We start from the raw sequence: 24298 nt of genomic DNA, 5'->3' as shown, positions 1-24298 counted from the left end.
GTGCCCGCATTGCGTTCTGGCAACGATAAAAAACCCGGGCAATTTATGTCATCAGAAGAAAAGTTTTCCCCGTCTCCGGAAGTGCTGAGCACATCGCGCACTTTTCTGGAAGAAAACCCCGATCTCAAATGGGTCGAGGGTTTCGTGTTCGATATCAACGGCATCCCCCGTGGTAAATGGCTGCCGGCGGACTCGGCAGAGAAGCTGCTGGGTGGCGGCCTGCAGATGCCCCGCAGCGCGGTCAGTCTCGATGTCTGGGGGCGCGATATCGAGAACAGCCCGCTGGTATTCGCCAGTGGCGACAGTGATGGGGTCTGTATGCCGGTATCGCCGCTGGCTCTGGCGCCCTGGCATCGGGACAAGACCGCGCAATTGCATATGCAGCTCATGGAGGCCGACGGCACCCCGCTGTACGCTGATCCGAGAACCCAGCTGCAGCGTGTAGTCAAGCGTCTGGAGGGGCTGGGGTACCGCGCCGTGGTGGCCACCGAGCTGGAATTCTACCTGCTGCGGGAAGACGCGGATCACCTCGCGCGCCCGCGTCCGGTCAGTGACAATGACGCCGAACTGGTGCCCTCCACCGATGTCTACGACCTGTCCGAGCTGGATGCCCAGCGCGATTTCTTTGCCGATGTGCGGGCGGCCTGTGAGGCTCTGGGTGTCCCGGCGGATTCCATTCTTTCCGAGTGTGCGCCGGGGCAGTTCGAGATCAACCTCCTGCACTGCGATGATCCCGTGAAAGTGGCGGATCAAACGCTGCTCTTCAAGCACCTGCTCAAGGGGATTGCGCGCAGCCACGGTCTGCGGGTCAGCACCATGGCCAAGCCCTTCGGTGATCAGGCGGGTAATGGCATGCACGTGCACATGAGCCTGGTGGACGCCGGGGGTAACAATGTCTTCAACGACGGCTCCGACGAGGGGTCCGAGCTGTTGCGGCAGGCGGCGGCCGGCATGCTGGCGACGGCCAACGACGCGATGGCGTTTTTCGCCCCGCACTCCAACTCCTACCGCCGCTTCCAGGAAAGCTCGCACGCTCCCCTGAACCTTTGCTGGGGCTATGACAACCGCACTACCACCTTGAGGGTGCCGGCCAGCCCGCCGCAGGCGCGGCGCATCGAGCATCGCATCGCCGGTGCGGATGTAAACCCCTACCTGGTGCTGGCGGCGATTCTGAGCGGTGTCTGCTATGGTCTGGAAAACCGCTTGGAGGCGCCCGACCCTGTTTCCGGTGATGCCTATCAGGTGGAAAGCGAGCAGTTGATTAACACCTGGAGTGGTGCGCTCAAACGCTTTGAGCAGAGCCCGATCTGGCAGAAGTATCTGGACCCACGCTTTATTGAGCTGTTTTTGCTGTTGAAGCGGCAGGAGCTGCTGGAGATTGCCTCGCGCGTCACCGATGTGGAGTACCAGAGTTACCTGCATCGAGTGTGATTGCACGGACAGCAGGGTTGCCCGTAAAACGGGTAAAAAATGCCTGATTTGAGGTTTGTCACGTCACCAAGGTCAGCGGGATGGGATACTCTGCTATACCTAATGGTAAGCGCTAAGGCGCTTATGACTCTCCTCCTGAAAGTGTGTTCGAGAAATCTGGCCCGCCAACTGGCGGGCATTTTTTTGCCCGGAATTTTCTGACAGAGTTTTATTCCCTTGTTGCCTGCCTTCCTTAGACAAGCCTTGCTTGATTTCAAAAAAGCCTGCCTATACTGAAGTAACCGCGACTGCGGCGAAGGAGCGATTTAGCGTTACAAGGAGTTACCCATGAGATTCAAGCCTCTCCTCATTCCCATGGCCGTGGCGGGTTTTGCCGGCCTCGCCGCACAGTCTGCGCTGGCGGGCCCCTCTGGTTACCCGGTTGTGCAGCCAACGCCGCCCGTCTGGGGCGCAGGGACTTTTGCGGTACGCGTGGGGGCAGCCTACGTAGACCCAGGTGACCATGCGATTAGGAATGTCACCTCCAGTTTTGCCGATGACCCCTCCTCTGACCAAGTTGAAGAGGTCCCGCTGGATTTGACCACCCATCTGGACCTGGATGACGATACCAGCTGGTTCGTTAGTGCCACTTATGTCTTTATGGACCACTGGGCGGTTGAGCTTCACTACGCCGATGATGTCAGCTTTTCCGGCTCGCTCTATTCGAAAGCCAGTGCGCCCTCTCTTAGCTACGAAGGTGAATTCACTCAGGACCTGGGTGACTTCGATACCAATTACACCAAGCTGTTTCTGGACTGGTATTTTCTGGATACCACGTGCCTCTGGCAGCCCTATGTGGGGCTTGGGGTCGTGTACACCGATATCTCCGAGGACTTTATTCGCCCGGTTTACAATACGAACAACCGCTGGGGCGCCGGCAAGATTGGCTTTGGCAGTGACTTGAGCTGGGCTGCCCAGGTGGGTGTCGATGTTGTCCTTGGCAGGGAAAGCAACTGGATCGTCAATGCCTCTGCCATGTATCTGGATTCTTCGCCGGAATTTTTCATTGGTTATGATGTGCGTACAGATCTCCCTGAGTTTGGCGAGCCGGTAATCAGCTCGGTGCGGATTCGGGATTCTGGATTGGACCTCGATGCCTGGTCTTTCAATCTTGGGATCGGTTACAAATTTAATTTCTAGCACTTTCTGAGTGACACAAGAGCGAGGGCGCACTTTGTGCCCTCGCTTTTTTTTGCCCGGCAATAACCGCTAATAAAAGGTATTGCCACATATGGCGGAAAGTTTTCGCCTAGCAGTCATTGCCGCGCCAGTGTATTCTTGGCCTTTTTACCCGCCAATGCAGAATAGTAACGACACGGGGAAGCCATGACCGCCTTGGGGAATTTTGCCGACGGTCCCACCGCCAACGAATCTCGATCCTTGCGTATTTGCCTGCTCGGTTATCGCAGTCATCCCTACTGTGGTGGGCAGGGTGTCTATCTGCATTACCTGAGTAAAGCGCTCGTCGAAGCCGGCCATCAGGTGGATGTTATTTCGGGCCAGCCCTATCCTCAGCTGGATGCGCGGGTCAAGCTGATCAAGATGCCGGGCCTGAACCTGTTCGAATGCGAACATCCCGCCAGGGCACTGCGCTGGCGCCATTTGCTTTCTTGGGCGGATTTTTTTGAATGGTGGAGCAAACTCACCGGCGGGTTCGCGGAACCCTACACCTTCGGTCGGCGGGTGGCGAAATACCTGCGCAGTCATCCCGGTCGTTATGACATCGTGCATGACAATCAATGCCTGGCCTACGGCCTGCTGGAGATTGAGCGTCAGGGGCTGCCGGTGGTTGTCACGATTCACCATCCCATAACCCGCGATCGACAGCTGGCGCTGGATGCTGCACCGGACTGGGGTTACCGTCTGCTGGTGCGCCGTTGGCACAGCTTTCTACGCATGCAGATTCGTGTGGCGCGCCGCCTGCGAAATATCGTCACAGTTTCCGAGCAGTCGCGCAGGGATATTGTGCAGCAGTTTGGCGTGGCGCCGGAGCGGATCACGCTGGTGCACAACGGCATTGATACGACGATTTTCTGCCCCCGTCCCGAAATCGAAAAGCAGCCGTTTCGCATTATGACAACGGCATCTGCTGATCAGCCTCTCAAGGGGCTGCGCTTTCTGCTCGAGGCGGTGGCACAGCTCCGTGACGTCTTTCCACAGCTGGAGCTGTTGGTGGTGGGCCGGCTTAATCAGGGTGGGGATACGGAGCGACTCCTGCAGGCTCTGCGGCTGCAGGATTGCGTTCGTTTTGTCAGCGGTATTTCCAACGAGGAAATGGTGAATTACTACGCCGAGGCTGCGGTGGTGGCCTGCCCATCGCTCTACGAGGGCTTCGGTCTGCCTGCCGGTGAGGCCATGGCCTGTGGCGTGCCGGTGGTTTCCAGTGACGGCGGCGCACTTCCCGAAGTGGTTGGCGATGCGGGCATTATCGTGCCTGCAGGCGACAGCCAGGCGCTGGCCGGGGCCCTGCAAACCCTGCTGGAGAATCCGCAGTTGCGGGCTAGCCTTGGGGAGCGGGCGAGGGCCAGAATCCTGCAGCATTTTTCCTGGAAGCTGGCCGCAGATCGGCTCGTCAGATATTACCGGGAACTGCTCGGCCAGCCCGCGGTATCTGTTGAAGAGCAGCCAGCGCCGAGATCCATAGACAGCGTGGAGGCCGCCTGATGATTACCATTGATCCGCATCGTTTGCGCCTCCAGCCCGGGCAGCGGGTACTTGATCTCGGCTGCGGAGAAGGGCGCCATTCCATACATCTGTGGCTGAGCGATGCCGTCGATGTGTTCGGTGTTGATTTGAGCTTCAAGGATGTGAGCACGGCTGGGCAGCGCGCAAAGCCTTTTGCCGAAAGTGACCAGGTGCCCGGTCGTCTGCTGCTCAGTGTCGCCAATGGCCTGTCGTTGCCTTTTGCCGACAGTAGCTTCGATGTGGTGATTTGCTCCGAAGTGCTTGAGCATATCGATGATTATCCAGCGGTTCTGGCGGAAATCGACCGGGTGCTGAAACCCGCGGGTATTTTTGCCGCCAGTGTGCCGAGCTATTTCCCGGAGTGGGTGTGCTGGCAGCTCAGCGATGAATACCACCAGGTAGAGGGTGGGCATGTGAGAATTTTCCGCGAGCGGCAATTGCGCCGCAGCATCGAATCTCTGGGTCATCGCCGCTATGCCCGTCACCGGGCGCATGCCTTGCATGCACCTTACTGGTGGCTCAAGTGCCTGCTCTGGCAGCGTCCGGATTCGCGCCTGCTCAAGGCATATCACCGCCTGCTGGTATGGGATCTGATGCAGAAACCCCTTGTGACCCGCTGGCTGGAGAGGCTGCTGAACCCGCTTCTGGGCAAGAGCACCGTGATGTATTTCGTCAAGCCGGCAGCCTTGCAGCCGGAAACCCTGTCCCCGCTGGAGGCAGCGGCGTGACCGATTCCACGGCCGCAGCGGCGGCACCTCTGTATCCTGAGCATTTTCTGCGCACCAGCGCGGAATACATTCTTTCCCAGCAGTATGCCGATGGCCTGATCCCCTGGTTCAGGGGGCATCATGCAGACCCCTGGGACCATGTTGAAGCGGCGATGGGGTTGAGCATTGCCGGCGAGTGGGAGGCGGCAGAGCGGGCCTATCGCTGGCTGGCGGACAACCAGCTGGCGGATGGCAGCTGGTGGGCGGCATACCGCGATGGTGCTGAACAGGATCGCGAGCGTCGCGAAACGAACTTTGTCGCTTATGTGGCTACCGGTGTATGGCACCACTACCTGATTTCCTCGAACCGGGATTTTCTTGCTTCTCTATGGCCCACTGTCGAGGCCGCTATTGAATTTGTTGTGCGGCTGCAGACGGAGGAGGGCGAGATTCACTGGGCTGTCGATGTGGACGGTGCGCCGATGAAGGATGCCCTGGTGACGGGGTGCTCCTCGGTTTTCAAGAGTCTCGAGTGCGCGCTGCAGGTGGCTGAGACACTTGGCCGGCCGCGCCCGGCGTGGCGCCAGGCGAGGCAGAGGCTGGGCGAAGCGCTCAGGAGCAAGCCCTACCGCTTTGACCGCACATGGGAGAGTAAGGCCCGCTACTCCATGGACTGGTTCTACCCGGTGCTCACCGGCGTATTCAGCGTCGAGGAAGCCCGCCTGCGCTTGAATGCGCGCTGGAATGAATTTGTCGTGCCGGAACTGGGCTGCCGCTGCGTCAGCGATGAGCCCTGGGTGACCGTGGCGGAGTCCTGCGAGCTGACCATGGCCCTGCTGGCCGCCGGTGACAGAGAGCGTGCCGCGAGCCTTTACCGGGGTCTGCACCGCTGGGCCGACAATGACGGCGGTTACTGGACTGGCTATGTCTATCCCGACCGCGCCATCTGGCCTGAGGAAAAAACCACCTGGACCGTGGGCGCGATGCTGCTGGCAGCGGATGCACTGGCGGGTCTGACCCCCGCCAGCGGGCTGTTTACCAGACCCGGCGAGCGGTCAGAGCCTGCGCAGAATGCCGAGCGTGTCGACCATCTCCACGAGCTCGAACTGGCCGGAGGCCAGGGCTAGCTGGTAAATCTCATGCGGGGCCTGACCGCCGTCGGCGGGATCGGGGAAAATATCGTGAATGGCGAGAAAGCCGCCGGGCACGATATGCCGCGCCCAGCAGCGGTAGTCTGTGAGGGCGGCCTCGCGGGAGTGGCCGCCATCGATAAAGACCAGGCCCAGGGGCGTATTCCAGCGCCGTGCGGCAACCGCTGAAGGTGCTACTACCGGAACCACGCACTCCTCCAGTTCCGCAGCGCGCATATTTGCCCGAAAGGTGCGGAAGCTGTCCATCAGGTGAGCGCTGCTGTCGAACAGGGCCGGATCGTGGTACTCCTCTCCGGGCTGATGCTCCTCTGAGCCGCGATGATGATCCACGGCAAAAAGAATGTTATCGGTTTCGCGGCAGGCGGTGCCGAGATAAATGGAGGACTTGCCGCAATAGCTGCCGACCTCCAGGCAGGCGCCCAGCGCTGCGCATCCGCTGGCGAGGTGGAAGAGAGCTTCGCCCTCGCTGGCGGCGAGAAAACCTTTGACGGTGTCGATATCGACGGGAAGTTGAATAGACATGAAAATTCGAAATGTTGGCAAACTTGCGGCAACAGTAAACCGCCGGTTTGGCAAAAGCAATTGTGTCTGTATATCGGTGTGTACCTCTGTCTGTATAAATACTGCCCGCAATTGAATCTGCCCCTGCAAAGCCTCCCGGAGTTTTTCTGAATGCGCAAAGACCATCGGCCCTACTGGCTCAAGCGTTTACAGCTGCGCCTGCGCTACTGGCGAGTGCAACATTTTCTGTTGCCAGAATTTGATGCCATCGGATGTGAGCCGGAGATTATGGACCCGGGTTCGGTGAAGCTGTTTGGTCGCCACATTCGCGTTGGCAATTATCCGCACCTGATTTCCACGCCGGATAACTGCATACGGCTGACCACACTGGGTCACAGGGGCGGCGATGCATTGATTTCCATCGGTGATTACGTGCTGATCTCGCCCGGAGTACGTATTTCCGCTGCGGAAGCAATCACCATTGGTGATGCCTGTATGATTGCCGCCAATGTGTATATCTCTGACTCTGACTGGCATGGCCTGTACAATCGTACCCGCCCGTTTCGCTGTACAGCCCCCGTTACACTGGGAAACAATGTGTGGATTGGGGACAGCGCGATTATCTGTAAGGGAGTGACGATTGGCGATAACTCGGTGGTAGGTGCCGGCAGTGTCGTCACCAAGAGTGTGCCCGCGAATACGGTCGTGGCGGGTAATCCGGCCAGGGAGATAAAGTCCATCAATCCCGGCCGCCGCATGATCACCCGCGAGGCGCTATTTGCCGATGCATTCCGTCAGAGCCGTAATATGGACGGTCTGGATCGAATGCTGCTGGAGGGCAACTCACTGCTCGGATGGCTGCGCTCGGTGTTTTTTCCACGCCGGGGGGACTGAGAAAAGTCCCATCATGGCCAGGCCAGGCCAGGCCAGGCCAGCACAGCCAGTTTTGTTTATGGTGAATAACCGTCGTGAAAATAGTGGTAAAAAAGCGGTAAAAGTCGATGAAGAGCAATCAAAGTGTCGTTCTGATTGGAATGCCCGGTGCCGGTAAGAGCACGGTGGGTGTGTTGCTGGCCAAAGAGCTGGCACTGGACTTTGTGGATACCGACGTTCTGATTCAGTCGCGGGAGGGCAAGACCCTGCAGGAAATCATGAACGAGAGTGATTACCTGAACCTGCGGCGTATCGAGGGGGAGGTGATCGCCGAGGCCGACCTGCCCGGCTATGTGATCGCCACAGGCGGCAGTGCCGTGTACAGCGAGGAGGGCATGGCCAACCTGCGGCGTTTCGGCGCTATTGTGTTTCTGAGCTGTTCCGCTGAAGAGCTGCGCCGGCGCATCCATAACTATGAAAGCCGTGGCATCGCCAAGGCCCCAGGGCAGTCCTTTGCCGACCTGTTTGCAGAGCGACAGGCGCTGTACCGCAAGTATGCGGATATCACCATCGACTGCGATGGCCGCGATTTACAGGAAGTTCTGCAAGCCGTGTTAGCAGCCTTGAGTGATAGGCAGGCTTGAAGGGAAACGCAGGCCTGATAAACGTCTGCAAGAAAGTTGTGCCGTCGCTGCAAAAAAAGAGGATTGATTCAGAAAATTCGGCCGCATCGGCATAGCTATCACCATGGTGCTGGCGAGCAAGGCTTGTGGGTTGCGCTGATATGGGGGGATAGGCAGCCTTATGGGGCGCGGTTATGTGGCGGTTATGTATGAAACGCGGTTATGAGAGCCGCTTGAGGCGTGACTATGGCCATTATCGTCAGCGAGCTGGCGGTGATCCTGCCCCCCTTTATTATTCGGAGTGAAGCCAGAACCGCCGCCGGTCACCCTGCCGCCAGTTACAGTGGCAGCTGAGTGGTGTACTTGACCTGTTTAAGGGCAAAGGTGGAATTTACCGAGGCCACATTTGGCAGGTGCACCAGGGTGCGCTTCAGCAGTTGCTCGTAATGCGCCACACTGTCCACCACCACACGCAGCAGGTAGTCTTTGTCGCCACTGGTGGAATAGCATTCCACCACTTCCTGAACGCCCTGTACTGCGGATTCAAAATTGTTCAGCGATTCCTCGTCATGGTTGTGGATGGTCACATAGCAGTGAACCGTGACGCCGAGGTCGAGTTTTTGCGCATCAAGTAGAGTCACTCGGCCGCGGATGATACCCTCTGCTTCGAGGCGTTTAATACGGCGCCAGCACGGCGTGTGGGAAAGACCCACTTTGTCTCCGAGTTCCGCCATGGAATAATCGGCGTTCTCCTGCAGCGCTCGCAGAATCTTGCGGTCAAAATCGTCCAGGTCTGTCGAACGCTTCATAAAACTCCCATCCTACATTCTTCGTTCTGATCGAGATAGTTGTCACAATTTTACGCGCTATTGTGTAAATAAAGCAATGCTCGGTTGCCCTCAAGCATCTAGTATGAATTGACCGGCCCGTCGCTGGCGCGCCTGCCCCTTGGGGGCAAAGCGGTGTCACAGTCAACGTCCAGTCAAAGCTAAAACTCCCATCACTGAAAGCGAGCCGCCCCAGGCCCGGCGGGAAAACCGGACGAGTCACGACGCTCGCCCGAGCATCATCGAGCTGGGGAAATAACTGGAAGCAGGTATATGAGTGAAGACGTGCACAGTGCGCAGCAGAGCGAGGCTCCGCGCAGGAAGCCCATCTCCCTGGATGACCGTTACACCACCCTAAAGGGGCGGGTGCTGCTGTCGGGTATTCAGGCGCTGGTTCGCCTGCCTATCGATCAGATGCGTATGGATCGCGCCCGCGGCCTGAACACCGCCACTTTCATTTCCGGTTACCGCGGCTCCCCGCTCGGCGGTTACGACCAGCAGCTCAGGCGGGCACAGAAACACCTCGATGCGCTCAATATCCGCTTTCAGCCCGGCGTTAATGAAGAGCTGGCCGCCACCGCCGTCTGGGGCTCCCAGCAGGTTGGCCTGTTTGATGGCGCTCGCGTCGATGGTGTCTGCGGCATCTGGTATGGCAAAACCCCCGGCGTGGATCGCTCTGGCGACGCCTTCCGCCATGCCAACGCCGCCGGCTCCTCCCCCAAGGGGGGCGCCCTGATCATTGCCGGTGATGACCACGGTTGTAAGTCGTCCTCTTACCCCGGGCAGTCCGAGTTCGCCTTCGTCGATATGCATATCCCGGTGCTGAACCCGGCGACCGTGCAGGAGGTGCTGGATTACGGCCACTACGGCTTGGAGCTGTCGCGCTTCAGCGGCTGCTGGGTGGCCATGATCACCCTGGCGGAAAACATGGACAGTGCCTGCACCGTGGAGGTGGACCCGGACCGCGTGCAGTTCAGCTATCCGCAGATAGAGCGACCCGAGGGCGGTCTGAATATTCGCAAGCAGGACAACCCGCTGGAGCAGGAAGAGCGCCTGTGGCGCTACAAGAGGCCCGCTGCGCTGGCTTTTGCCCGTGCCAACCATCTGAACAGGGTGGTGCTGGGCAATCCGCAGGCGAAGCTCGGCATTGTCAGTACCGGCAAGGCCCATCTGGACCTGATGCAGGCCCTGGAAGATATGGGCATCGACGAGCAGCAGGCACGCGACCTCGGTATCCGTATCCTCAAGGTGGGTATGACCTATCCGCTGGATGTACCGGGCATTCAGGAGTTTGCCCGTGGTCTGGACCAGTTGCTGGTGCTGGAGGAGAAGCGCAGCCTGATGGAGGTGCAGCTCAAAGAAGAACTGTACAACATCCACCTGAAAGATCCCCATTTCCCGCGCATCCTCGGCAAAGTCGACGAAAATGACCGCCCCCTGATGCCCGTGTACGGCGAGCTGTCGCCGGCGGTGGTGGCCCGGGTGTTGGGCCGGCTGCTGGGTGACAGGCTCAGTGAGCGCGCTGGCCATCGGTTGGCGCGCCTCAATGCACTGGCGGAGCGTATTGCCCGTCAGACGGATTCCAGCGTCTCACGCCTGCCGATGTTCTGCGCCGGCTGCCCCCACAACCGTTCCACCAAGGTGCCCGAGGGCAGCCGTGCCCTCGCCGGCATCGGTTGCCACTATATGGCCCAGTGGCTGGACCGGGAGACCTACACCTTCACCCAGATGGGAGGGGAGGGAGTGAGCTGGGTTGGGCAGGCGCCCTTCACCAGTGAGCGACACGTATTCGTCAATTTGGGTGATGGCACCTATTTCCATTCCGGAATTCTCGCCATTCGCGCCGCCATCGCCGCCAAGGTGAATATCACCTACAAGATTCTGTTCAACGATGCCGTTGCCATGACCGGTGGACAGCCCCACGACGGGGAGCTGCAGCCGGATATGATCTGCCGCCAGGTGCTCGCCGAGGGGGCGCAGAAGGTGGTGTTGGTAATGGATGACAAGGACAAGTATCGCGGTGCCCTGTCTTTCCCCCGTGAGGTGCAGATCCGCCACCGCGATGAAATGTCGCGGGTGATGGAAGAGTTGCGCCAGGTGCCGGGTTGTAGCGTGATTATTTATGACCAGACCTGTGCCACCGAATTGCGCAGAAAGCGCAAGCGCGGGTTGCTGCCCAAAGCCGAGGGTAGACCATTTATCAATGAGCGCATCTGCGAAGGCTGTGGGGACTGTGTCAAGCAGTCGAGCTGTATCGCGGTGGAAAAAGTGGAGACCGCGCTGGGTGACAAGCGCAGGATCAACCAGACAGTGTGCAATCAGGATATGTCCTGCCTGAACGGTTTTTGCCCGTCTTTTGTCACCGTGAAAGGGGGGCGGCTGAACAAGCGCGCCGGTGTCGGCGATGTGCTGCGGACGGAAGCGGCAAAGCTGGATCGCCCGCAGCTGCCGGGAATTGCGCAGCCCTTCAACCTGCTGGTCACCGGGGTTGGTGGTACCGGCGTGGTGACAATTGGCGCGCTGCTGGCCATGGCCGCCCACATCGAGGGGAGGGCCTGCAGCACCCTGGACCAGACTGGACTGGCCCAGAAGGGCGGGGCGGTTTATTCCCATGTGCGTTTTGCCGAACGGCCTGAAGCGTTGCAGGCGGTTCGCATTTCCGATGGCCGCGCGGATGCGCTGCTGGCCTGCGATCTGATTGCCGCCGGCAATCTGCCGGCCTGTCTGGCCAAGCTGGACGAGACTCACAGCCGGGCGGCGGTGAACACACATCTGAGCCCCACAGCGGCTTCGGTGCTCGGCCGCGAGGACAGCCACTCGCCACAGGCGGTGCTGGACACCATCCTTGACGCTGTGCGCGATATGGAGACGGTTGACGCGCACCGGCTTACGAGCGCGGCACTGGGCGATACCCTGGCTGCCAATATCTTTATGTTGGGGTTCGCCTGGCAAATGGGGCTGCTGCCACTGCAGGAGGAATCCCTATTACAGGCCATCGAACTCAATGGCGTGGCGGTGGAGGCGAACCTGCAGGGCTTTGCCGCCGGCCGTCTCGCTGCCGGCAACCGCGCAAGGCTCGACCGTATGCTGCGCGCCGAAGAGCCCGGACAGCAGCTGCCGCAAGGGCTGGAAGCGGTGCTTGCCCACCGCTCAGCCCATTTGCGCGGTTATCAGAACGAGGCCCTTGTCTCTCGCTACCGGTCGCTGGTGGATCGGGTGAAAGCTGCGGAGATCATCAAGGTGCCGGGCAGTGAGGCTCTGGCGGAAGTGGTCGCGCGCAACTATGCCAAACTGCTGGCCTACAAGGATGAGTACGAAGTGGCACGGCTGTATAGCGACGGGCGTTTTACGCAGCAGCTGCGGGAGACGTTCGCTGGGGATTACACCCTGGAGTTTCATCTGGCTCCGCCCTTGCTGGCGCGCGTTGACCGGGCTCTCGGACGCCCGCGCAAGCTGCGATTTGGTGGCTGGATGTTGAGAGCCTTCGGCCTGCTGGCCAAACTCAAGGCGCTGCGCGCTACTCCCCTGGATCCTTTTAGCTACACAGCTGAGCGAAAAATGGAGCGCCGCTTGATTGGCGAGTATGAAGTGCTGGTGGATCGTGTCCTTGGAGGCCTCAACGCCGACAATCACGCCGCCGCCGTCGAGCTGCTGGGCTACCCGGACCTGATTCGTGGCTATGGCCCGGTGAAGGAGGCGAGTCTGGCCAGGGCGCATAGCCTGCGTGACGCTGCATTGCAGCAGTTTGAAAACCCCACAAGCGGTGGCGATAGCGGCCTCGGCAGGGTGGAGATATTTGATCCAGCCACTGCCCAGCAGGTGGGTTAAATCCCCTCCAGCGCGGAAAGCAGCCGGACAGAAAACGTAGAGAAATCACCGAAAGAAAACGCAGATAGGCAGTGGACAGAAAGCAGGCACAAGAAACGGGGCGTTTAGCCCCGTTTTTTTATGCCGTGATAAACCGCGATTATGCGTTGCTGTAATGATGAAAGGTGATGGCAGCTGATGAAAAGTGCCGCCAGCAAGTACGAGTGGAGCTGAGGGCTACCAGCTCATCTGTGCGCGAATACCCAGCTGGTCGGTGCTGTCGCCAGTAAAGTCGTCATGACCGAAGCGCAGGTTCAGCATAAAGCGCACCTTCGGGCTGTGGTAGTAATTGATTCCCACAATCCAGCTGTCTGCTTCAAGCTTGCGGATCTCGTCATTTTTTATGGAACCGTAGCGGGCGGTAAGCTCCCATGCGCCCCAGGGGTTTTTAGGTTTGGCGGATTTAAATACGCCCGCCTTGCTGTTGTAGGGTTTGTGCTCGCCGGTGATCATCCAGCTGCCCTGGATATACCAGGCGTGGACATCCTGATCCTTGATGTTGCAACCGAACTCCAGGGTGCATGCAAGCGTCGGCGGCGCGTCGAAAAGGTCTTCGAAGTAGGGCTCCGAGATGAAATAACCACCCTCGTAATCACCATAGGCATACTCCATCTGCGCATAGAGTGGCCCCCAGGTGCCGGCCAGTTCGAGGCCCGCTATGCCCACCGAGCCGCCCTGGTCGCCGAGGAAAAACTTCTCCTGACCAAATTCGCCGAAAAAATAGGCTTCATCCCCCGGGGTCAGTGCGATCAGCTGGCTGGGGCCACGGCGACCGGCGTAATTCGCATTGGCCTCTAAAGGCTCAGACCCGCGGTTGGTATTCTCGTAGCTGTAGGAGAAGCCGAAGTGTACCGTGCTGAGCGCGTCATTGATTGGTGCTAAGGTAAACCGGCCGGCTGCCCCGACGCCTTCATTGCGGGGCATATCGGCGTTGCGCAGGTTGAAAGCCATTACACCGGCGGTGTAACAGTCCCAGTAATGATTCCAGCCAATCCCCTGCTGGAACTGTCTGCCGTCAAAGAGACCAGTTGCGGTGGTAAAGGGGCGCTCCAGCATCAGGATTTCGTTCGAGCTGGTCAGTTCCGCCATGCCCCGGGGAGGCTTGAACTGACCGATGCGGATTTTGCCCGCGTAAAAATCATGGCCGATCCAGGCTTCGCGAAGGCCCGCTAGGGTGTCCCCGGCGGCAAAGTCCTGCTCCAGTTTGTATTCGAAGTCGTAGGCCTGACCCTGCAGGGTAATCCGCGCACGGCGGAATTCCGTGGTGCTGATCGGGTCGGCGATATCGGGATCGAACAGGTAGGTATCGAAATGAATTCGGCCGCCCAGCTCCGCGGAGAAGTTGCCGTCATCGGAGACAATCTCAAGACCGCCCTTGGTCTTGGCCTCGTCACCCCAGGCAGAAGCGCTGAGGGCGGAGACCAGAAGCGCCCCCGCTCGATAAGCAGTCCTCACAGATACCTCCTTGTATCCATTACCCGGTATCTATTGCCCGGTATCCCTTACCAGACACCCATTGCCCAGCACCCATTCCCCAGAACCACAGGTCCTACCACTCGGGGTTGACTCAACCGGTGAGCGTACTCCGCTTCCTGCGGAACACTGGCAGTCTAGCAGTGGCTAGAGCGCGGTAATGCGAAATTGGCGCTTTTCCAGCTCTTCCAGCATACTTTTGCTGCCCACCAGATGTCCGGCACCGACGATGACAAAGAGAGTGTCATGGGTTTTGCTGGCCTGGGCGATAGCGCTCGCCATTCGACGGTTGCGCTTAAAAAACATCTCCTCGTATAGGGCCGCGTAATCGGGGCTTTCCTGCAGGTAATCGGCGATGATCAGTTGATACATGCCGTCGGCATCCCCCTGTTTCCAGGCCGACATCATTTTTGGCAAGACGGTATCGATCTCCCCCAGCTGTTGCAGTGTTTGTTGCAGCATCAGGTCTGGGTTTTCCAGGTTGTTCAACATGGAAAGCTGCTCCATCACGCCCTCGAGTTCGAGAACCTGCTTGTCTCCAGTGTTGTGGGCTTTCAGCAGGAAATGGCGATCAATACCCAGCTGAGGATTTAAACCGCGGGCCTGCATCTCCACCATGCTCAATGTGATCATGGCAATGGCCGGGCGTTGACGAATAAACATGGCTTCCGGTAACTGCCGCTGGTTCAGCCAGCTCTGCAATTGCTGGAAGGTTTCCGCGGAAAGATCATCCCGCAGGCTTCTGCCATTGGTATAGAGGGACTGCTGCATGATCTGCTGCTGCAGGGTCGGGTTTCTCTCTGCCGCGAGAATGTCGGCTTCGACGGCGAGTGCATCACTCCGCTCGTAGGCTTGCAGTATTTCGCTGCGCAGCGGATAGAAGTCCGGTGTTGCCAGGTGAACGGAGCCGAGAAGATAGACTCTCTGCCCCTGTTTCTCCGCCATCCAGAAAAGGCCGCGGTCCTGGGCGGCCATGGCCGCAGCGGAAAGGATCAGCAGTACCAGTGCGGCACATGCCTTGAGAAGAAGGGTTTTAGGAAGGACACATTTTTTTGGGGAAAGAATCACGCTGGGGCTCCCTGCCGGTTATCCGGGGATAATGAGCCTCCATCATAACGGTTACGGGCAAGTTCACGCGAGCCCAAAGGGTTTTGTTTCTCCCTTGCAAAAAAGATGGCGCGGGTCTCGGCAAACTAGGCGGAATGGCGCAAAATGACCCCCACTAATTGGGTGGGAAATAAGCACAAAGGTTGGACAGTAGCATGCGGGTTTTACAGGCAGTTGCGAGGATGGACGCTTCGCCGGAGGGGCGGGCCACCCTGGAGCTGGGGCAGGAGCTGGTGCGCTTGGGCCATGAGTCGATCGTGGTGTCCGCTGGCGGTGAGCTGAAGGATCGCCTGGTGCTTCGGGGCTCCCGGCATGTGGATATGCCGCTGGATCGGCGCCGTGTCCTGGCACTCCGGCTTGTGCGGCCCCTGCGCAGGCTGCTTCTGGAGCTCGACGTGGACGTCGTGCATGCCCGCGCTCCGCTGCCGGCCTGGTTGTTCCATCTGGCGATTCGGGGGCTGCCCGAAGCGCAGCGGCCGAAGTTTGTCACCTCGGCACATCGGGTTTACAAGGGCGGTCTTTTCAACAGTGTCATGGCAGCCGGCCAGCAGGTAATGGCGGTGTCGGAATTTGTCGCCGCACAGCTTCGCAGTGAATTCAGCAAGAAACTCGTTTCGACACCGGAGATCGTCCCGGGGGGCATCAATACCCGCGAACTCGATCGCAATGCGCCGGTATCCGGGCACTGGCATCAGCGTTTACTCAATGACTTCCCGCAGTTGGAGGGGCGTAACTGGCTGTTGCTGCCCGCGCCGTTGGCGCCGGGTATGGGGCATCAGCAATTCCTGGAGATGCTTTCGGCGTTGAACCGGCAGCGCGGTGATATTTTCGGTCTGGTCGTCGGTGAGGTGCCTCCCGGGGGCGATAAGTACGCCCGCAAGCTTGAGCAACTGGCGCTGGATTTGGATCTCAGCGGCAGGGTGCTGTTTATGGGGCCGCGCCGGGATATGCGCGAACTCTACGCCAGCGCGCGCATTACCTATTGCCTGAATGAAACGCCAGAGGCCTATGGGCAGACCGCGGCTGAGGCGCTGGCAATGCATTGCCCCGTCATTGGCTACGATCTCGGCGGTATGGCCGAGCTGCTGCAGAAACACTTTCCCCTTGGCCTGGTGCATCCCGGTGATCCGGAATCACTGCTGCGAGTGACTCTGGCTGTGCTCGACGGGCCGGTACAGGTTGAATCCAGTGGGCTGAGCCTTGAGTCGATGTCGCAACAGGTGCTGTCACTTTACGCCCGGGCTTGATTGTGTCGGCTCGATCAGCCTGGAAGGGTACAAGCATGGCTGTGATGAGGCGGGGCTAAGCCCCAGTAAACTCTGCCGGCAGGGGGCTGCCAGCTAACACCGGAAAAGTGGGTACATTGATCTCTGTTTTCCCTCCTCCACCTTGCATATTCACCCAGTGTGCTCTCTCTTGTGGAGATGAGATTGTCTGCAGCAGTCGTTGCCGGCTCAGAAATTGAAGTGCCAGTTCAGGGAGGCGAAATCGAAGCCGGGGTTGGGGGTGTTGGTGTAGGCGTTCGAGAAGTGGCTGTAACGCACAGAGGCAACGGCGCCATTTCGCAGACGGTATCCAGCGCCAAAATGCAGGGCGAAATTACCGTGCGTGGTGAGCTCGATATCGCCGAAACTCTTTTCACTCAGATAGGCGGCGCCGACGCCGGCTTCGCCGAACAGGCCCTCTGCAGTGGATCTCGGATACCAGCGCAGTACCGGTTTCAGCTCGGTAACATTCTGCTCCTGTTGTTCGCCATCATCAGTCAGCTGCAGTTGGGAATAGCTGCCCTGGACCCACCACTGCCAGAGCCCCGAATCCAAGGGGAACTCGGCAAATTTGGCCGAATAATTAACGCCAGCCATTTCCGCGCTGGCGATGGAGTCGCGCTGCATGAGGGCGTTGCCAAGGCCCTTGCCCGCACTCAGTATCACTTCCTGCTCCGCCTGGGCGGTCAGGGTTGTAATCAACAGGCAGCAAACAAGGGCGGCTGGCAGTTTCATGGTGGGCTCGGCGGGTTGCTCCGGTTGTTATGTAAAGAGCAGGTAAACTGGTAAAAGCCTAGTCGGTCGCCGCCGCTTGGCAAGTTGTTGAATGGTCGCCTTGGCGCGATATGGTGGGCAGGGAGGCAGGGAGGCAGGGAGGCAGGGAGGCAGGGAGGCAGGGCGCTTTAGCGCCACTGCCGCCGCAGTTGCCGGATGGCATCGGAGTGCAGTTGTCGGGCCCGCTCCTGGCTGAGTCCGAGCTGCTCGCCGATAACCCGGAAGGAGCAGTCGCGATCCGATATCAACCCGTAACGCAGGTTGAGGACGGTGCGCTGCCGCGGTGGAAGCCGGTCAACCGCCTCGCGCAGGCGCTGCGCGAGTTCCTGATTCGTCACCAGTTCGTCGGTGTTGTAAATTTCGTCGGCCGGCGCATAGTCCAGTTTGGTACTGCTCTGGTCTTCCGCTACCGGATCGTCCAGTGAGCCTGTCGGGCCGGGCAGTTTGAGGAGACTCTGTATCCGCTCCAGATCGAGGCCGGTTTGTACGGCGATGTGCTCGTCAGTCGCGGCGGCGCCTTTGGCGCGCAGCTCACTGATGGCTCGATAGATGGCTCGCAGGTCATCCTGCACATTGGCAGGTTGCCTGACGATATCGTCGTTGCGGCGCAGCGCCAGTTGTATTTCCTGCTGTATCCACCAGTAGGCGTAGGTGGAGAACCGATAGCCCATCTGTGGCTTGAATCGTTCAATGGCTTTCATCAACCCCACATTGCCTTCCTGAATGAGATCGATAAATGGCACGGCAGGATTGCGAAATCGCTTGGCGATAGCAATCACCAGGCGCAGATTGCACTGAATCAGCCTCTTGCGCTGCTGCTGGAATCTCCGTAGCTGGTTGCGCAGCGCCGTGCGGTCACGCTGCGAAATTTTGCCCTGCTCCAGTAATGTTTCTGCCTGGGCGATGATCAGGCCATGGTCATAGGCGCCAGTGCTGCCTCGCTGTTCGACGCCTTCGCTGCGCAGGTCGACCAGTTCCACGCCGCGCTTTTGCAAGAGGGCGATAATCTTGTCTTCCAATTCCCGCAGCAGGCAGGTGGTTGTGTGTTCCTCCTCGGGGGTCAGCAGGTCCAGCCGGTACAGATGCTTGAGGTAGTTCTGCATCGGCGTGCTGCTGGGTTCTGCAGCGCGTTCTGCTGGCGCCTGCGTCTGTTCAGTCTCCGCTGCATCACCACCGAGTGGCTTTTCTGACTCGGGGCCGGAAACCAGTTCGCCTGTGTCCTTCAGCCATGCTTCATCCCTTGAGTCGATATTTTCTCGGGACAACTGAGTACACCTTCATGTTGAGTGGACCATTATTGCCACGCCGCGGGACTTGCCGACGCATGGCGCCTCTTTCCTTTTGAATATAGGTGCTGGTAGAGATTCGCGCCGAATAATGCTGACTGACTGGTTTCGTCGGGACTCTTGTCGGGTGCGCCCCGAGGTGGTGGTGCATAAGAGCGGGAGGCTATTTAGAGAGGGGGGTGGTTGAGAGCTGGTTTGGAGAAGACGTTGTGACTGCCGGTCTTGTGGCAGAGTATGAGATTCGTTTGCCTCTTGAGTTGCATGGGCAACAGGGGGGAAGGGCGAGCGTGACCCCATAGCCGGTCAGCGGTGAGCCGCTGGCTCGACAGCGCCCACTCCTGGGCGCTTTACGGTTTGCGGGGCAGTGAGTGAAGCGAATCAGCGCTGCCGCTTGACCCGGATCTTGCGACCGCCGTCGGCGGATCGCATAAAGAAAGAGCCAAAGATACCGCGCTCAACGATAACCGGGTCACCGGCACTCCAGAGCACCCGCAGATTGTCGTTCTGGCGCCAGAGCTGACCATTATCGAGCGCGATAATGGCCTTGCCATAGGCGCCCTCCTGCACGGAGAGGATTTTTGCCGCCATTTGCTCCGGGGCTTCCTCGGTGATATGTTTTTTCTCACGGCCAAACATCTGTTCCGCGCGCGCGTCAAGACTTTGACTCAGTGCGTCGAAACAGCTCAGACGCTCGTCATCGGACTCTATCGCGGCGCAACCGCGCATCTGCTTGGTGAGAGAGTCTCCACTGGCGTTGGCCGCCAGCAGTAGAAGTGAAAGAACGAGAGCGATTCGCATATTGGCAGCTGACCGTAAGCATTTGCAGAGAGTGTCTGCCGGATTCTGCCTCAGTGCTGTTGCACGGACAAATGAAAACGTGTGAGGGTTCGCATTTTGTGATCTGCCACCGTGGAACAATAATCCGCTCTTAATAATCATAAATTCACGCTATCAGGGGGTGGACAATGAAGAAAATCATTATCCCAGCAATCGCAATTGCCGCAGTGGGCGGTTATCTGTATTACCAGAATCTGGAGCCTGCGGGCAGTGAAGCGGAAATTGCCAGTGAAGTGCAGTCCGCTGTGGAGGAGGCCGGCGCCGCAGTGGCAGAGGCTGCTGAGGAAGCGGTTATCGCCGCCAAAGAAAGCGAGATGATGCCGACAGAAGGCGATATTTTCGCCGATGCGCCCGCGCACATGATGGATACGGCTGAGGAAGTGGCGGAGGAGGCCGCGAACTCCGCTGAAGAGGCAACGGACACCGTCGCAGAAGTCGCCGAGGCGGTTTCCGAGGAAGTGTCTGAAGTTTCCGAAGAAGTGTCCGAAGAGATGGATGAGCCGGCCGACAGCAGCGGGCAGTAATGGGCAGCAGGGATAAGTCGCCTTGCTGATGTAGGAAATACCCGGGCAGCGCCCGGGTATTTTTTTGCCAGTAAGTCTCCCGGCCCGGACCCACGGGGCTGGCGAAAAGAGGTAAAGAATGAACCTGAACCAGATTACCTTGCCGGCCCGGGATATGGCGGCATCCACGGCATTTTACCGGCGCCTGGGCTTTGTCCAGATTGTAGATACGCCACATTACGCGCGCTTTGAGTGCCCTGAGGGTGGGGCCACTTTCTCTCTGCAGCTGGCGCAGGAAGCGTGTCACAACGGCGCGGTGATCTATTTCGAGCACGAGGCGCTGGATGCGCTGGTTCAGGAACTGCAGCAGCGGGGCGTCGCGTTCGCCCAGCTGCCAGAGGATATGCGCTGGCGCTGGCGTGAGGCCGTGCTCTTCGATCCCAGTGGCAACAAGGTCAAGCTTTACTGGGCGGGGGAGGATCGCCGCTACCCGCCTTGGCGCAGCGAAATTCGCGATTGAGCCAGCGCGGGTCTGTCAGCCCTGAGCGTTGAACTGTTTGCCGCTGACCCCGCGACTGTCGTCGCCCATCAGGTACAGGTAAGTGGGCATGATGTCTTCCGCTCTGGTGACTGTCCGAGGGTCCTCGGCGGGATAGGCGGCCGCGCGCATATTGGTGCGCGTGGCGCCGGGGTTGATACTGTTGACGCGGATATTGGACACGCCGTCCAGTTCGTCCGCCAGTACCTGCATCAGGCCTTCGGTGGCAAACTTGGAGACCGAGTAGGCGCCCCAGAAGGCGCGACCTTTGAGGCCGACGCTGGAGCCGGTAAAGATAATCGAGCCGGCCGGCGATTCTTCCAGCAGTGGCAGCAGTGCCTTGGTGAGGCCAAATGCGGCATTCACATTGACCCGCATCACCTGTTCCCAGGTGGCGAAGTGATAATTGGCGATCGGGGTGCGCTGGCCGAGAACCCCTGCGCTGTGCAGCAGTCCGTCGAGGCGGCCGAATTCCTGCTCCACCGCTTCCGCGAAATGCTCGAAGGCGTCTATCTTAGCCTCATTCAAATCCATCGGGAATATTGCCGGCTGCGGACCGCCCGCCTCTTCAATCTCGTCATATACCGCCTCCAGCTTGGCGGTAGTTCGCCCCAGCAGGATGACCGTAGCGCCGTGCGCTGCATACGTCCTGGCGGCGGTGCGGCCAATGCCATCGCCGGCGCCGGTGACCAGAATGATTTTGTCTTTGAGGAGGTCTGGAGCAGGGGTGTAGTTGCCGATGGTCTCAGACATGGGGATCCTTTTTACTTGGTTGATTCGCTTATTGAGGGTGGGCGCTGCTGCTGAACCGGGTGAGGTTTCAGTCACCCAGCTTCATATAGTGTTTGCGCAGCAGGGGCCAGATCTCCTCGGCGCTGTCGACCAGGTGATCGGCATTCCAGTTGGCGGCGCTGTCACCGGCATCGATATAACCATAGCTGCAGGCAATGGTGGGCGTGCCCGCAGCCTTGCCGGCCTCGATATCCCGCGCGTGATCACCCACATACACCGCCTCTTCCGGCGCACAGCCGATCCGCGAGCAGGCGAGGAAGATCGGTTCTGGGTGGGGCTTGCGCTGGGTGACATCATCGGGGCAGACGATGGCGCTGGGTTGTGGCAGATGAGCGAAAGCTCGCATCAGGGGGGTCGTATAGGCGGCGGGCTTGTTGGTCACTACGCCCCAGGCAATATCGGCTGCCGCCAGTTTGTGCAGCAGGTCGGTAATTCCAGGGAAGGGCACGGTGTGCTCTGCCAGATTGGCGAGATATAGGTCGAGAAAGCGCTGGCGCAGCGACTCAAACACCGGCTCGCCCTCGTCGCCGCCAAAGGCGAGCTGAACCATCGCCCTGGCGCCGTTGGAGACCACTTCGCGAATGGCCTCTGCGGATAGCGGCGGAAGCTGCTCCTGGCGGCGCAACTGATTCAGCACCACGATAAAGTCGGGGGCGGTATCGAGTAGAGTGCCGTCGAGATCAAATAAAACTGCTTTCATACAACTTCGCCGGATCAGGGCGCCTTGGTCGCGTGTACCAGATAGTTAACGTCAACGTCCCGAGGGTCCAGTTTGTAAGCCCGGGTGAGCGGGTTGTAGGTCATCCCGGTTATATCCCTTGTCGTCAGGCCAGCGTCCCGGATCCATGCTCCCATTTCCGAGGGGCGGATGAATTTGCTGTACTCATGGGTGCCCTTGGGCAGCAGGCGCAGTACATACTCCGCCCCCACTACCGCAAACAGCCAGCCTTTGGCGGTGCGGTTGATGGTGGAGAAGAACAGTTGTCCACCGGGCTTGACCAGAGCGGCACAGGCGCGAATAACTGAAGCCGGGTCCGGCACATGTTCGAGCATTTCCAGGCAGGTGACGATATCGAAACTGGCCGGCTGCTCCCTCGCCAGCTCCTCCACCGGCAGCTGCCGGTATTCAATCTGCAGCTCGCTTTCCAGTGCGTGCAGCCTTGCCACGTTGAGTGGTGCCTCGCCCATATCGATGCCGGTGACCTCGGCCCCCCGCTGTGCCATGGCCTCACTGAGGATGCCGCCACCGCAGCCCACGTCCAGCAGCTTCTTGCCCGCAACCGGTGCGCGCAGGTCGATATAGTTGGCGCGCAGGGGATTGATGTCGTGCAGAGGTTTGAATTCGCCCTGGCGGTCCCACCAGCGGCTGGCGAGCTGCTCAAACTTGGCGATTTCGGCCGGATCTACGTTACTCATGGGTGGTTCGTCAGTGTCTCAGAATATTGGGAAACGCGCGCGGCCTGCAGGTGTCCCCGCGCCGCTTCAGTTGGTTCATGCGCTGGTGTGGTTGCACCTAGACCGACTGGCCGGCGATTCTAGCACGCCAGTCGCGGACCCGTTGCAACAGCTCGGCTTCATTAATGGTGGTGAGCTGGCCATTGGCCAGCAGTTGCCGACCGGCGACCCAGGTATCGGTGACAAGGTGTCCGCCACCGGTGTAGACCAGCTGTGAAATAGGGTCGTGCAGGGGCTGCTGTTCCAGCCTGGCCAGGTTGAGCGCGGTCAGGTCCGCTTGCTTGCCCGGCTCCAGGCTGCCGGTGCGATCTTCGATGCCGAGCGCCCTCGCACCGTGAATGGTGGCCATGGCCAGCGCCTGCTGGGCGGGCAATGCGTCGGCGCGGCCGCTGACGGCCTTGGCCAGCAGGGCGGCGGTATTGGCTTCGGTGAACATATCCAGCCCGTTGTTGCTGGCGGCGCCGTCGGTCCCCAGTGCCACATTGATGCCGTTGTCCAGTAGCTTGCTCGTGGGGCAGAAACCGGAAGCCAGTTTCATGTTCGAGCGCGGGCAGTGGGCAACGTGGGCGCCGTTCTCTTTGAGCAGCTCCAGGTCGAGATCAGAAACCGCCGTCATATGCACACACAGGGTCTGTGGCGTGAGGAGGCCGAGGCGGTGCAGGCGCTCGGTGGGGCGCTCGCCATGCTGGGCCACAGCCCGCTCCACTTCGCCGGCGGTTTCATGCAGGTGCATCTGCACCGGGATCTGCGCCTCGGCGGCGTAGACGGCGATTTTCTCCAGCGTCGCGTCGCCCACCGTATAGGGGGCGTGCGGAGCAAACACCACATCAATGCGCTCATGGGCGCGGTAATCGTCCCGCAACGCCAGGCCTTTTTGCAGGGCATCTTCTCCGTCGCGGCTCCAGGGGGTTGGTGCGTCGATGATCGGGAAGGCGATCTGCGCCCGCATGCCGGTTTCCCTGGCGACCTGGGCGCTGGCTTCAGGGAAGAAATACTGGTCTGAAAAGGTGGTGGTGCCGGAGCGGAGCATTTCCGCAATCGCAAGGCGACTGCCGTCGGCAACAAAGGCCGGCTCCACCCACCTCTGCTCCGCCGGCCAGATATGCTCGTGCAGCCACTCCATCAATGGGCGGTCATCGGCATAGCCGCGCAACAGCGTCATGGCGGCGTGAGTGTGGGTGTTGATCAGGCCGGGGATCAGGGCGTGGTGCTCCAGTCGCACCACGTGGTCGGCCCGGTAGCGGCGCTCGGCCTCGGTCGAGGGCAGGATTGCCAGAATGCGGCCGCTGTGTATCGCCAGCGCACAATTTTCGTACACCTTGCCGGCGGGGACGACAGGAATAATCCAGCGCGCGTGCACCACGGTGTCGACAGTTTGGGCTTGCTCGGCTGCTGCCATGTTGCGCTCAGTGTCATTTATAAGGCGGTAGACTTTAGCGGCCTGCCCGACGGTGGACAAGTCGATTGGCGAGCGTCCTCCCGGGCGCCAAATATGATAACATTGCGCGCTTGATCGAATCCCGGGGTTCTGGCGCCAGCGCAGGTCGTTGGCTGGACGGGTATC

General features: G+C 59.7%; 22 protein-coding genes. 11 read left to right on the top strand and 11 right to left on the bottom strand.

Going from position 1 to position 24298, the window contains the following annotated elements; translation table 11 throughout:
- Positions 1-45: 45 nt before the first annotated feature.
- The 5 genes from ABEA58_RS09740 (at position 46) to ABEA58_RS09720 (ending at position 5989) form a co-directional block, all read left to right on the top strand.
- On the top strand, positions 46-1431 hold the full coding sequence (locus ABEA58_RS09740) for a glutamine synthetase family protein (RefSeq protein ID WP_345551031.1): 1386 nt from the start codon (positions 46-48) through the stop codon (positions 1429-1431).
- A gap of 327 nt (positions 1432-1758) precedes the next feature.
- Positions 1759-2610 carry an OmpW/AlkL family protein gene (locus tag ABEA58_RS09735; protein ID WP_345551030.1) on the top strand — a complete coding sequence of 284 codons (852 nt, stop codon included), beginning with the start codon at positions 1759-1761 and terminating at the stop codon, positions 2608-2610.
- Positions 2611-2796: 186 nt separating this feature from the next.
- A complete protein-coding gene (locus tag ABEA58_RS09730) occupies positions 2797-4134 on the top strand; it encodes a glycosyltransferase family 4 protein (RefSeq protein ID WP_345551029.1) in 1338 nt (445 codons plus the stop codon).
- The gene (locus tag ABEA58_RS09725; RefSeq protein ID WP_345551028.1) at positions 4134-4883 is read left to right on the top strand and encodes a class I SAM-dependent methyltransferase; all 750 of its coding nucleotides are present in this window, start codon (positions 4134-4136) and stop codon (positions 4881-4883) included. Before ABEA58_RS09730 ends, ABEA58_RS09725 begins: the two co-directional genes overlap by 1 nt.
- Positions 4880-5989, top strand: a complete 1110-nt coding sequence (locus ABEA58_RS09720) for a prenyltransferase/squalene oxidase repeat-containing protein (RefSeq protein ID WP_345551027.1) — start codon at positions 4880-4882, stop codon at positions 5987-5989. The genes ABEA58_RS09725 and ABEA58_RS09720 overlap by 4 nt, the downstream gene beginning before the upstream one ends.
- Here ABEA58_RS09720 and ABEA58_RS09715 read toward each other — a convergent pair.
- On the bottom strand, positions 5918-6535 hold the full coding sequence (locus ABEA58_RS09715) for a class I SAM-dependent methyltransferase (protein WP_345551025.1): 618 nt from the start codon (positions 6533-6535) through the stop codon (positions 5918-5920). The genes ABEA58_RS09720 and ABEA58_RS09715 overlap by 72 nt on opposite strands.
- 150 nt (positions 6536-6685) lie before the next feature.
- Between ABEA58_RS09715 and ABEA58_RS09710 the strand changes: the two genes are divergently transcribed.
- Positions 6686-7408 carry an acyltransferase gene (locus ABEA58_RS09710; protein ID WP_345551023.1) on the top strand — a complete coding sequence of 241 codons (723 nt, stop codon included), beginning with the start codon at positions 6686-6688 and terminating at the stop codon, positions 7406-7408.
- A gap of 107 nt (positions 7409-7515) precedes the next feature.
- Positions 7516-8031 carry a shikimate kinase gene (locus ABEA58_RS09705; RefSeq protein WP_345551021.1) on the top strand — a complete coding sequence of 172 codons (516 nt, stop codon included), beginning with the start codon at positions 7516-7518 and terminating at the stop codon, positions 8029-8031.
- Positions 8032-8348: 317 nt separating this feature from the next.
- Here the strand turns inward: ABEA58_RS09705 and ABEA58_RS09700 are convergent, their stop codons facing one another.
- Complete coding sequence (locus tag ABEA58_RS09700; protein WP_345551020.1) at positions 8349-8819, bottom strand: Lrp/AsnC family transcriptional regulator; 471 nt, start codon at positions 8817-8819, stop codon at positions 8349-8351.
- A 291-nt stretch (positions 8820-9110) separates the two neighbouring features.
- On the opposite strand from ABEA58_RS09700, the gene ABEA58_RS09695 reads away from it, so the two are divergent.
- Positions 9111-12665: an indolepyruvate ferredoxin oxidoreductase family protein gene (locus ABEA58_RS09695; RefSeq protein WP_345551018.1), complete on the top strand. Its 3555-nt coding sequence runs from the start codon at positions 9111-9113 to the stop codon at positions 12663-12665.
- Between the two features lie 216 nt (positions 12666-12881).
- On the opposite strand, the gene ABEA58_RS09690 is transcribed toward ABEA58_RS09695, so the two are convergent.
- Both ABEA58_RS09690 and ABEA58_RS09685 read right to left on the bottom strand, forming a co-directional pair.
- Positions 12882-14159 (bottom strand): OprO/OprP family phosphate-selective porin, encoded by a 1278-nt coding sequence (locus ABEA58_RS09690; protein WP_345551016.1) that lies wholly within the window; start codon positions 14157-14159, stop codon positions 12882-12884.
- Between the two features lie 165 nt (positions 14160-14324).
- Complete coding sequence (locus ABEA58_RS09685; RefSeq protein ID WP_345551015.1) at positions 14325-15152, bottom strand: TraB/GumN family protein; 828 nt, start codon at positions 15150-15152, stop codon at positions 14325-14327.
- Positions 15153-15466: 314 nt separating this feature from the next.
- On the opposite strand from ABEA58_RS09685, the gene ABEA58_RS09680 reads away from it, so the two are divergent.
- Complete coding sequence (locus tag ABEA58_RS09680; RefSeq protein ID WP_345551013.1) at positions 15467-16531, top strand: glycosyltransferase; 1065 nt, start codon at positions 15467-15469, stop codon at positions 16529-16531.
- Between the two features lie 207 nt (positions 16532-16738).
- On the opposite strand, the gene ABEA58_RS09675 is transcribed toward ABEA58_RS09680, so the two are convergent.
- The 3 genes from ABEA58_RS09675 to ABEA58_RS09665 all read right to left on the bottom strand — a co-directional run bounded on the left by ABEA58_RS09675 (position 16739) and on the right by ABEA58_RS09665 (position 19407).
- Entirely contained in the window at positions 16739-17284 is a 546-nt protein-coding gene (locus tag ABEA58_RS09675) for an acyloxyacyl hydrolase (RefSeq protein ID WP_345551011.1), read from the bottom strand.
- 167 nt (positions 17285-17451) lie between these two features.
- A complete protein-coding gene (locus tag ABEA58_RS09670) occupies positions 17452-18588 on the bottom strand; it encodes a sigma-70 family RNA polymerase sigma factor (protein ID WP_345551009.1) in 1137 nt (378 codons plus the stop codon).
- A 399-nt stretch (positions 18589-18987) separates the two neighbouring features.
- Complete coding sequence (locus ABEA58_RS09665; RefSeq protein WP_345551007.1) at positions 18988-19407, bottom strand: hypothetical protein; 420 nt, start codon at positions 19405-19407, stop codon at positions 18988-18990.
- Between the two features lie 167 nt (positions 19408-19574).
- Here ABEA58_RS09665 and ABEA58_RS09660 point away from each other — a divergent pair, with 167 nt between their 5' ends.
- Both ABEA58_RS09660 and ABEA58_RS09655 read left to right on the top strand, forming a co-directional pair.
- On the top strand, positions 19575-19970 hold the full coding sequence (locus ABEA58_RS09660) for a hypothetical protein (protein ID WP_345551005.1): 396 nt from the start codon (positions 19575-19577) through the stop codon (positions 19968-19970).
- Between the two features lie 118 nt (positions 19971-20088).
- Positions 20089-20469: a VOC family protein gene (locus tag ABEA58_RS09655; protein ID WP_345551003.1), complete on the top strand. Its 381-nt coding sequence runs from the start codon at positions 20089-20091 to the stop codon at positions 20467-20469.
- Positions 20470-20484: 15 nt separating this feature from the next.
- Here the strand turns inward: ABEA58_RS09655 and ABEA58_RS09650 are convergent, their stop codons facing one another.
- The 4 genes from ABEA58_RS09650 to ABEA58_RS09635 all read right to left on the bottom strand — a co-directional run bounded on the left by ABEA58_RS09650 (position 20485) and on the right by ABEA58_RS09635 (position 24133).
- Positions 20485-21240, bottom strand: a complete 756-nt coding sequence (locus ABEA58_RS09650; protein ID WP_425563528.1) for a YciK family oxidoreductase — start codon at positions 21238-21240, stop codon at positions 20485-20487.
- A 67-nt stretch (positions 21241-21307) separates the two neighbouring features.
- Positions 21308-21979: an HAD family hydrolase gene (locus tag ABEA58_RS09645; protein ID WP_345551001.1), complete on the bottom strand. Its 672-nt coding sequence runs from the start codon at positions 21977-21979 to the stop codon at positions 21308-21310.
- Positions 21980-21993: 14 nt separating this feature from the next.
- Positions 21994-22695 carry a bifunctional 2-polyprenyl-6-hydroxyphenol methylase/3-demethylubiquinol 3-O-methyltransferase UbiG gene (gene ubiG, locus ABEA58_RS09640; protein ID WP_345550999.1) on the bottom strand — a complete coding sequence of 234 codons (702 nt, stop codon included), beginning with the start codon at positions 22693-22695 and terminating at the stop codon, positions 21994-21996.
- A 97-nt stretch (positions 22696-22792) separates the two neighbouring features.
- Positions 22793-24133, bottom strand: a complete 1341-nt coding sequence (locus tag ABEA58_RS09635; protein ID WP_345550997.1) for a TRZ/ATZ family hydrolase — start codon at positions 24131-24133, stop codon at positions 22793-22795.
- Positions 24134-24298: the final 165 nt, after the last annotated feature.

This window comes from Microbulbifer aestuariivivens, from assembly GCF_039545115.1.
In the GTDB taxonomy this organism is placed as follows: domain Bacteria; phylum Pseudomonadota; class Gammaproteobacteria; order Pseudomonadales; family Cellvibrionaceae; genus Microbulbifer; species Microbulbifer aestuariivivens.
The sequence above is the reverse complement of the archived record's forward strand: the minus strand, read 5'-3'. Positions and strand labels throughout refer to the sequence as shown.

What these genes read in the sequence shown, in the direction of transcription:
- ABEA58_RS09740 (WP_345551031.1), top strand. Translation starts at nt 46, where the DNA reads ATGTCATCAGAAGAAAAGTTTTCCCCGTCTCCGGAAGTGCTGAGCACA.
- ABEA58_RS09735 (WP_345551030.1), top strand. Translation starts at nt 1,759, where the DNA reads ATGAGATTCAAGCCTCTCCTCATTCCCATGGCCGTGGCGGGTTTTGCC.
- ABEA58_RS09730 (WP_345551029.1), top strand. Translation starts at nt 2,797, where the DNA reads ATGACCGCCTTGGGGAATTTTGCCGACGGTCCCACCGCCAACGAATCT.
- ABEA58_RS09725 (WP_345551028.1), top strand. Translation starts at nt 4,134, where the DNA reads ATGATTACCATTGATCCGCATCGTTTGCGCCTCCAGCCCGGGCAGCGG.
- ABEA58_RS09715 (WP_345551025.1), bottom strand. Translation starts at nt 6,535, where the DNA reads ATGTCTATTCAACTTCCCGTCGATATCGACACCGTCAAAGGTTTTCTC.
- ABEA58_RS09710 (WP_345551023.1), top strand. Translation starts at nt 6,686, where the DNA reads ATGCGCAAAGACCATCGGCCCTACTGGCTCAAGCGTTTACAGCTGCGC.
- ABEA58_RS09705 (WP_345551021.1), top strand. Translation starts at nt 7,516, where the DNA reads ATGAAGAGCAATCAAAGTGTCGTTCTGATTGGAATGCCCGGTGCCGGT.
- ABEA58_RS09700 (WP_345551020.1), bottom strand. Translation starts at nt 8,819, where the DNA reads ATGAAGCGTTCGACAGACCTGGACGATTTTGACCGCAAGATTCTGCGA.
- ABEA58_RS09695 (WP_345551018.1), top strand. Translation starts at nt 9,111, where the DNA reads ATGAGTGAAGACGTGCACAGTGCGCAGCAGAGCGAGGCTCCGCGCAGG.
- ABEA58_RS09685 (WP_345551015.1), bottom strand. Translation starts at nt 15,152, where the DNA reads ATGGCCGCCCAGGACCGCGGCCTTTTCTGGATGGCGGAGAAACAGGGG.
- ABEA58_RS09680 (WP_345551013.1), top strand. Translation starts at nt 15,467, where the DNA reads ATGGACGCTTCGCCGGAGGGGCGGGCCACCCTGGAGCTGGGGCAGGAG.
- ABEA58_RS09675 (WP_345551011.1), bottom strand. Translation starts at nt 17,284, where the DNA reads ATGAAACTGCCAGCCGCCCTTGTTTGCTGCCTGTTGATTACAACCCTG.
- ABEA58_RS09665 (WP_345551007.1), bottom strand. Translation starts at nt 19,407, where the DNA reads ATGCGAATCGCTCTCGTTCTTTCACTTCTACTGCTGGCGGCCAACGCC.
- ABEA58_RS09660 (WP_345551005.1), top strand. Translation starts at nt 19,575, where the DNA reads ATGAAGAAAATCATTATCCCAGCAATCGCAATTGCCGCAGTGGGCGGT.
- ABEA58_RS09655 (WP_345551003.1), top strand. Translation starts at nt 20,089, where the DNA reads ATGAACCTGAACCAGATTACCTTGCCGGCCCGGGATATGGCGGCATCC.
- ABEA58_RS09650 (WP_425563528.1), bottom strand. Translation starts at nt 21,240, where the DNA reads ATGTCTGAGACCATCGGCAACTACACCCCTGCTCCAGACCTCCTCAAA.
- ABEA58_RS09645 (WP_345551001.1), bottom strand. Translation starts at nt 21,979, where the DNA reads ATGAAAGCAGTTTTATTTGATCTCGACGGCACTCTACTCGATACCGCC.
- ubiG (WP_345550999.1), bottom strand. Translation starts at nt 22,695, where the DNA reads ATGAGTAACGTAGATCCGGCCGAAATCGCCAAGTTTGAGCAGCTCGCC.
- ABEA58_RS09635 (WP_345550997.1), bottom strand. Translation starts at nt 24,133, where the DNA reads ATGGCAGCAGCCGAGCAAGCCCAAACTGTCGACACCGTGGTGCACGCG.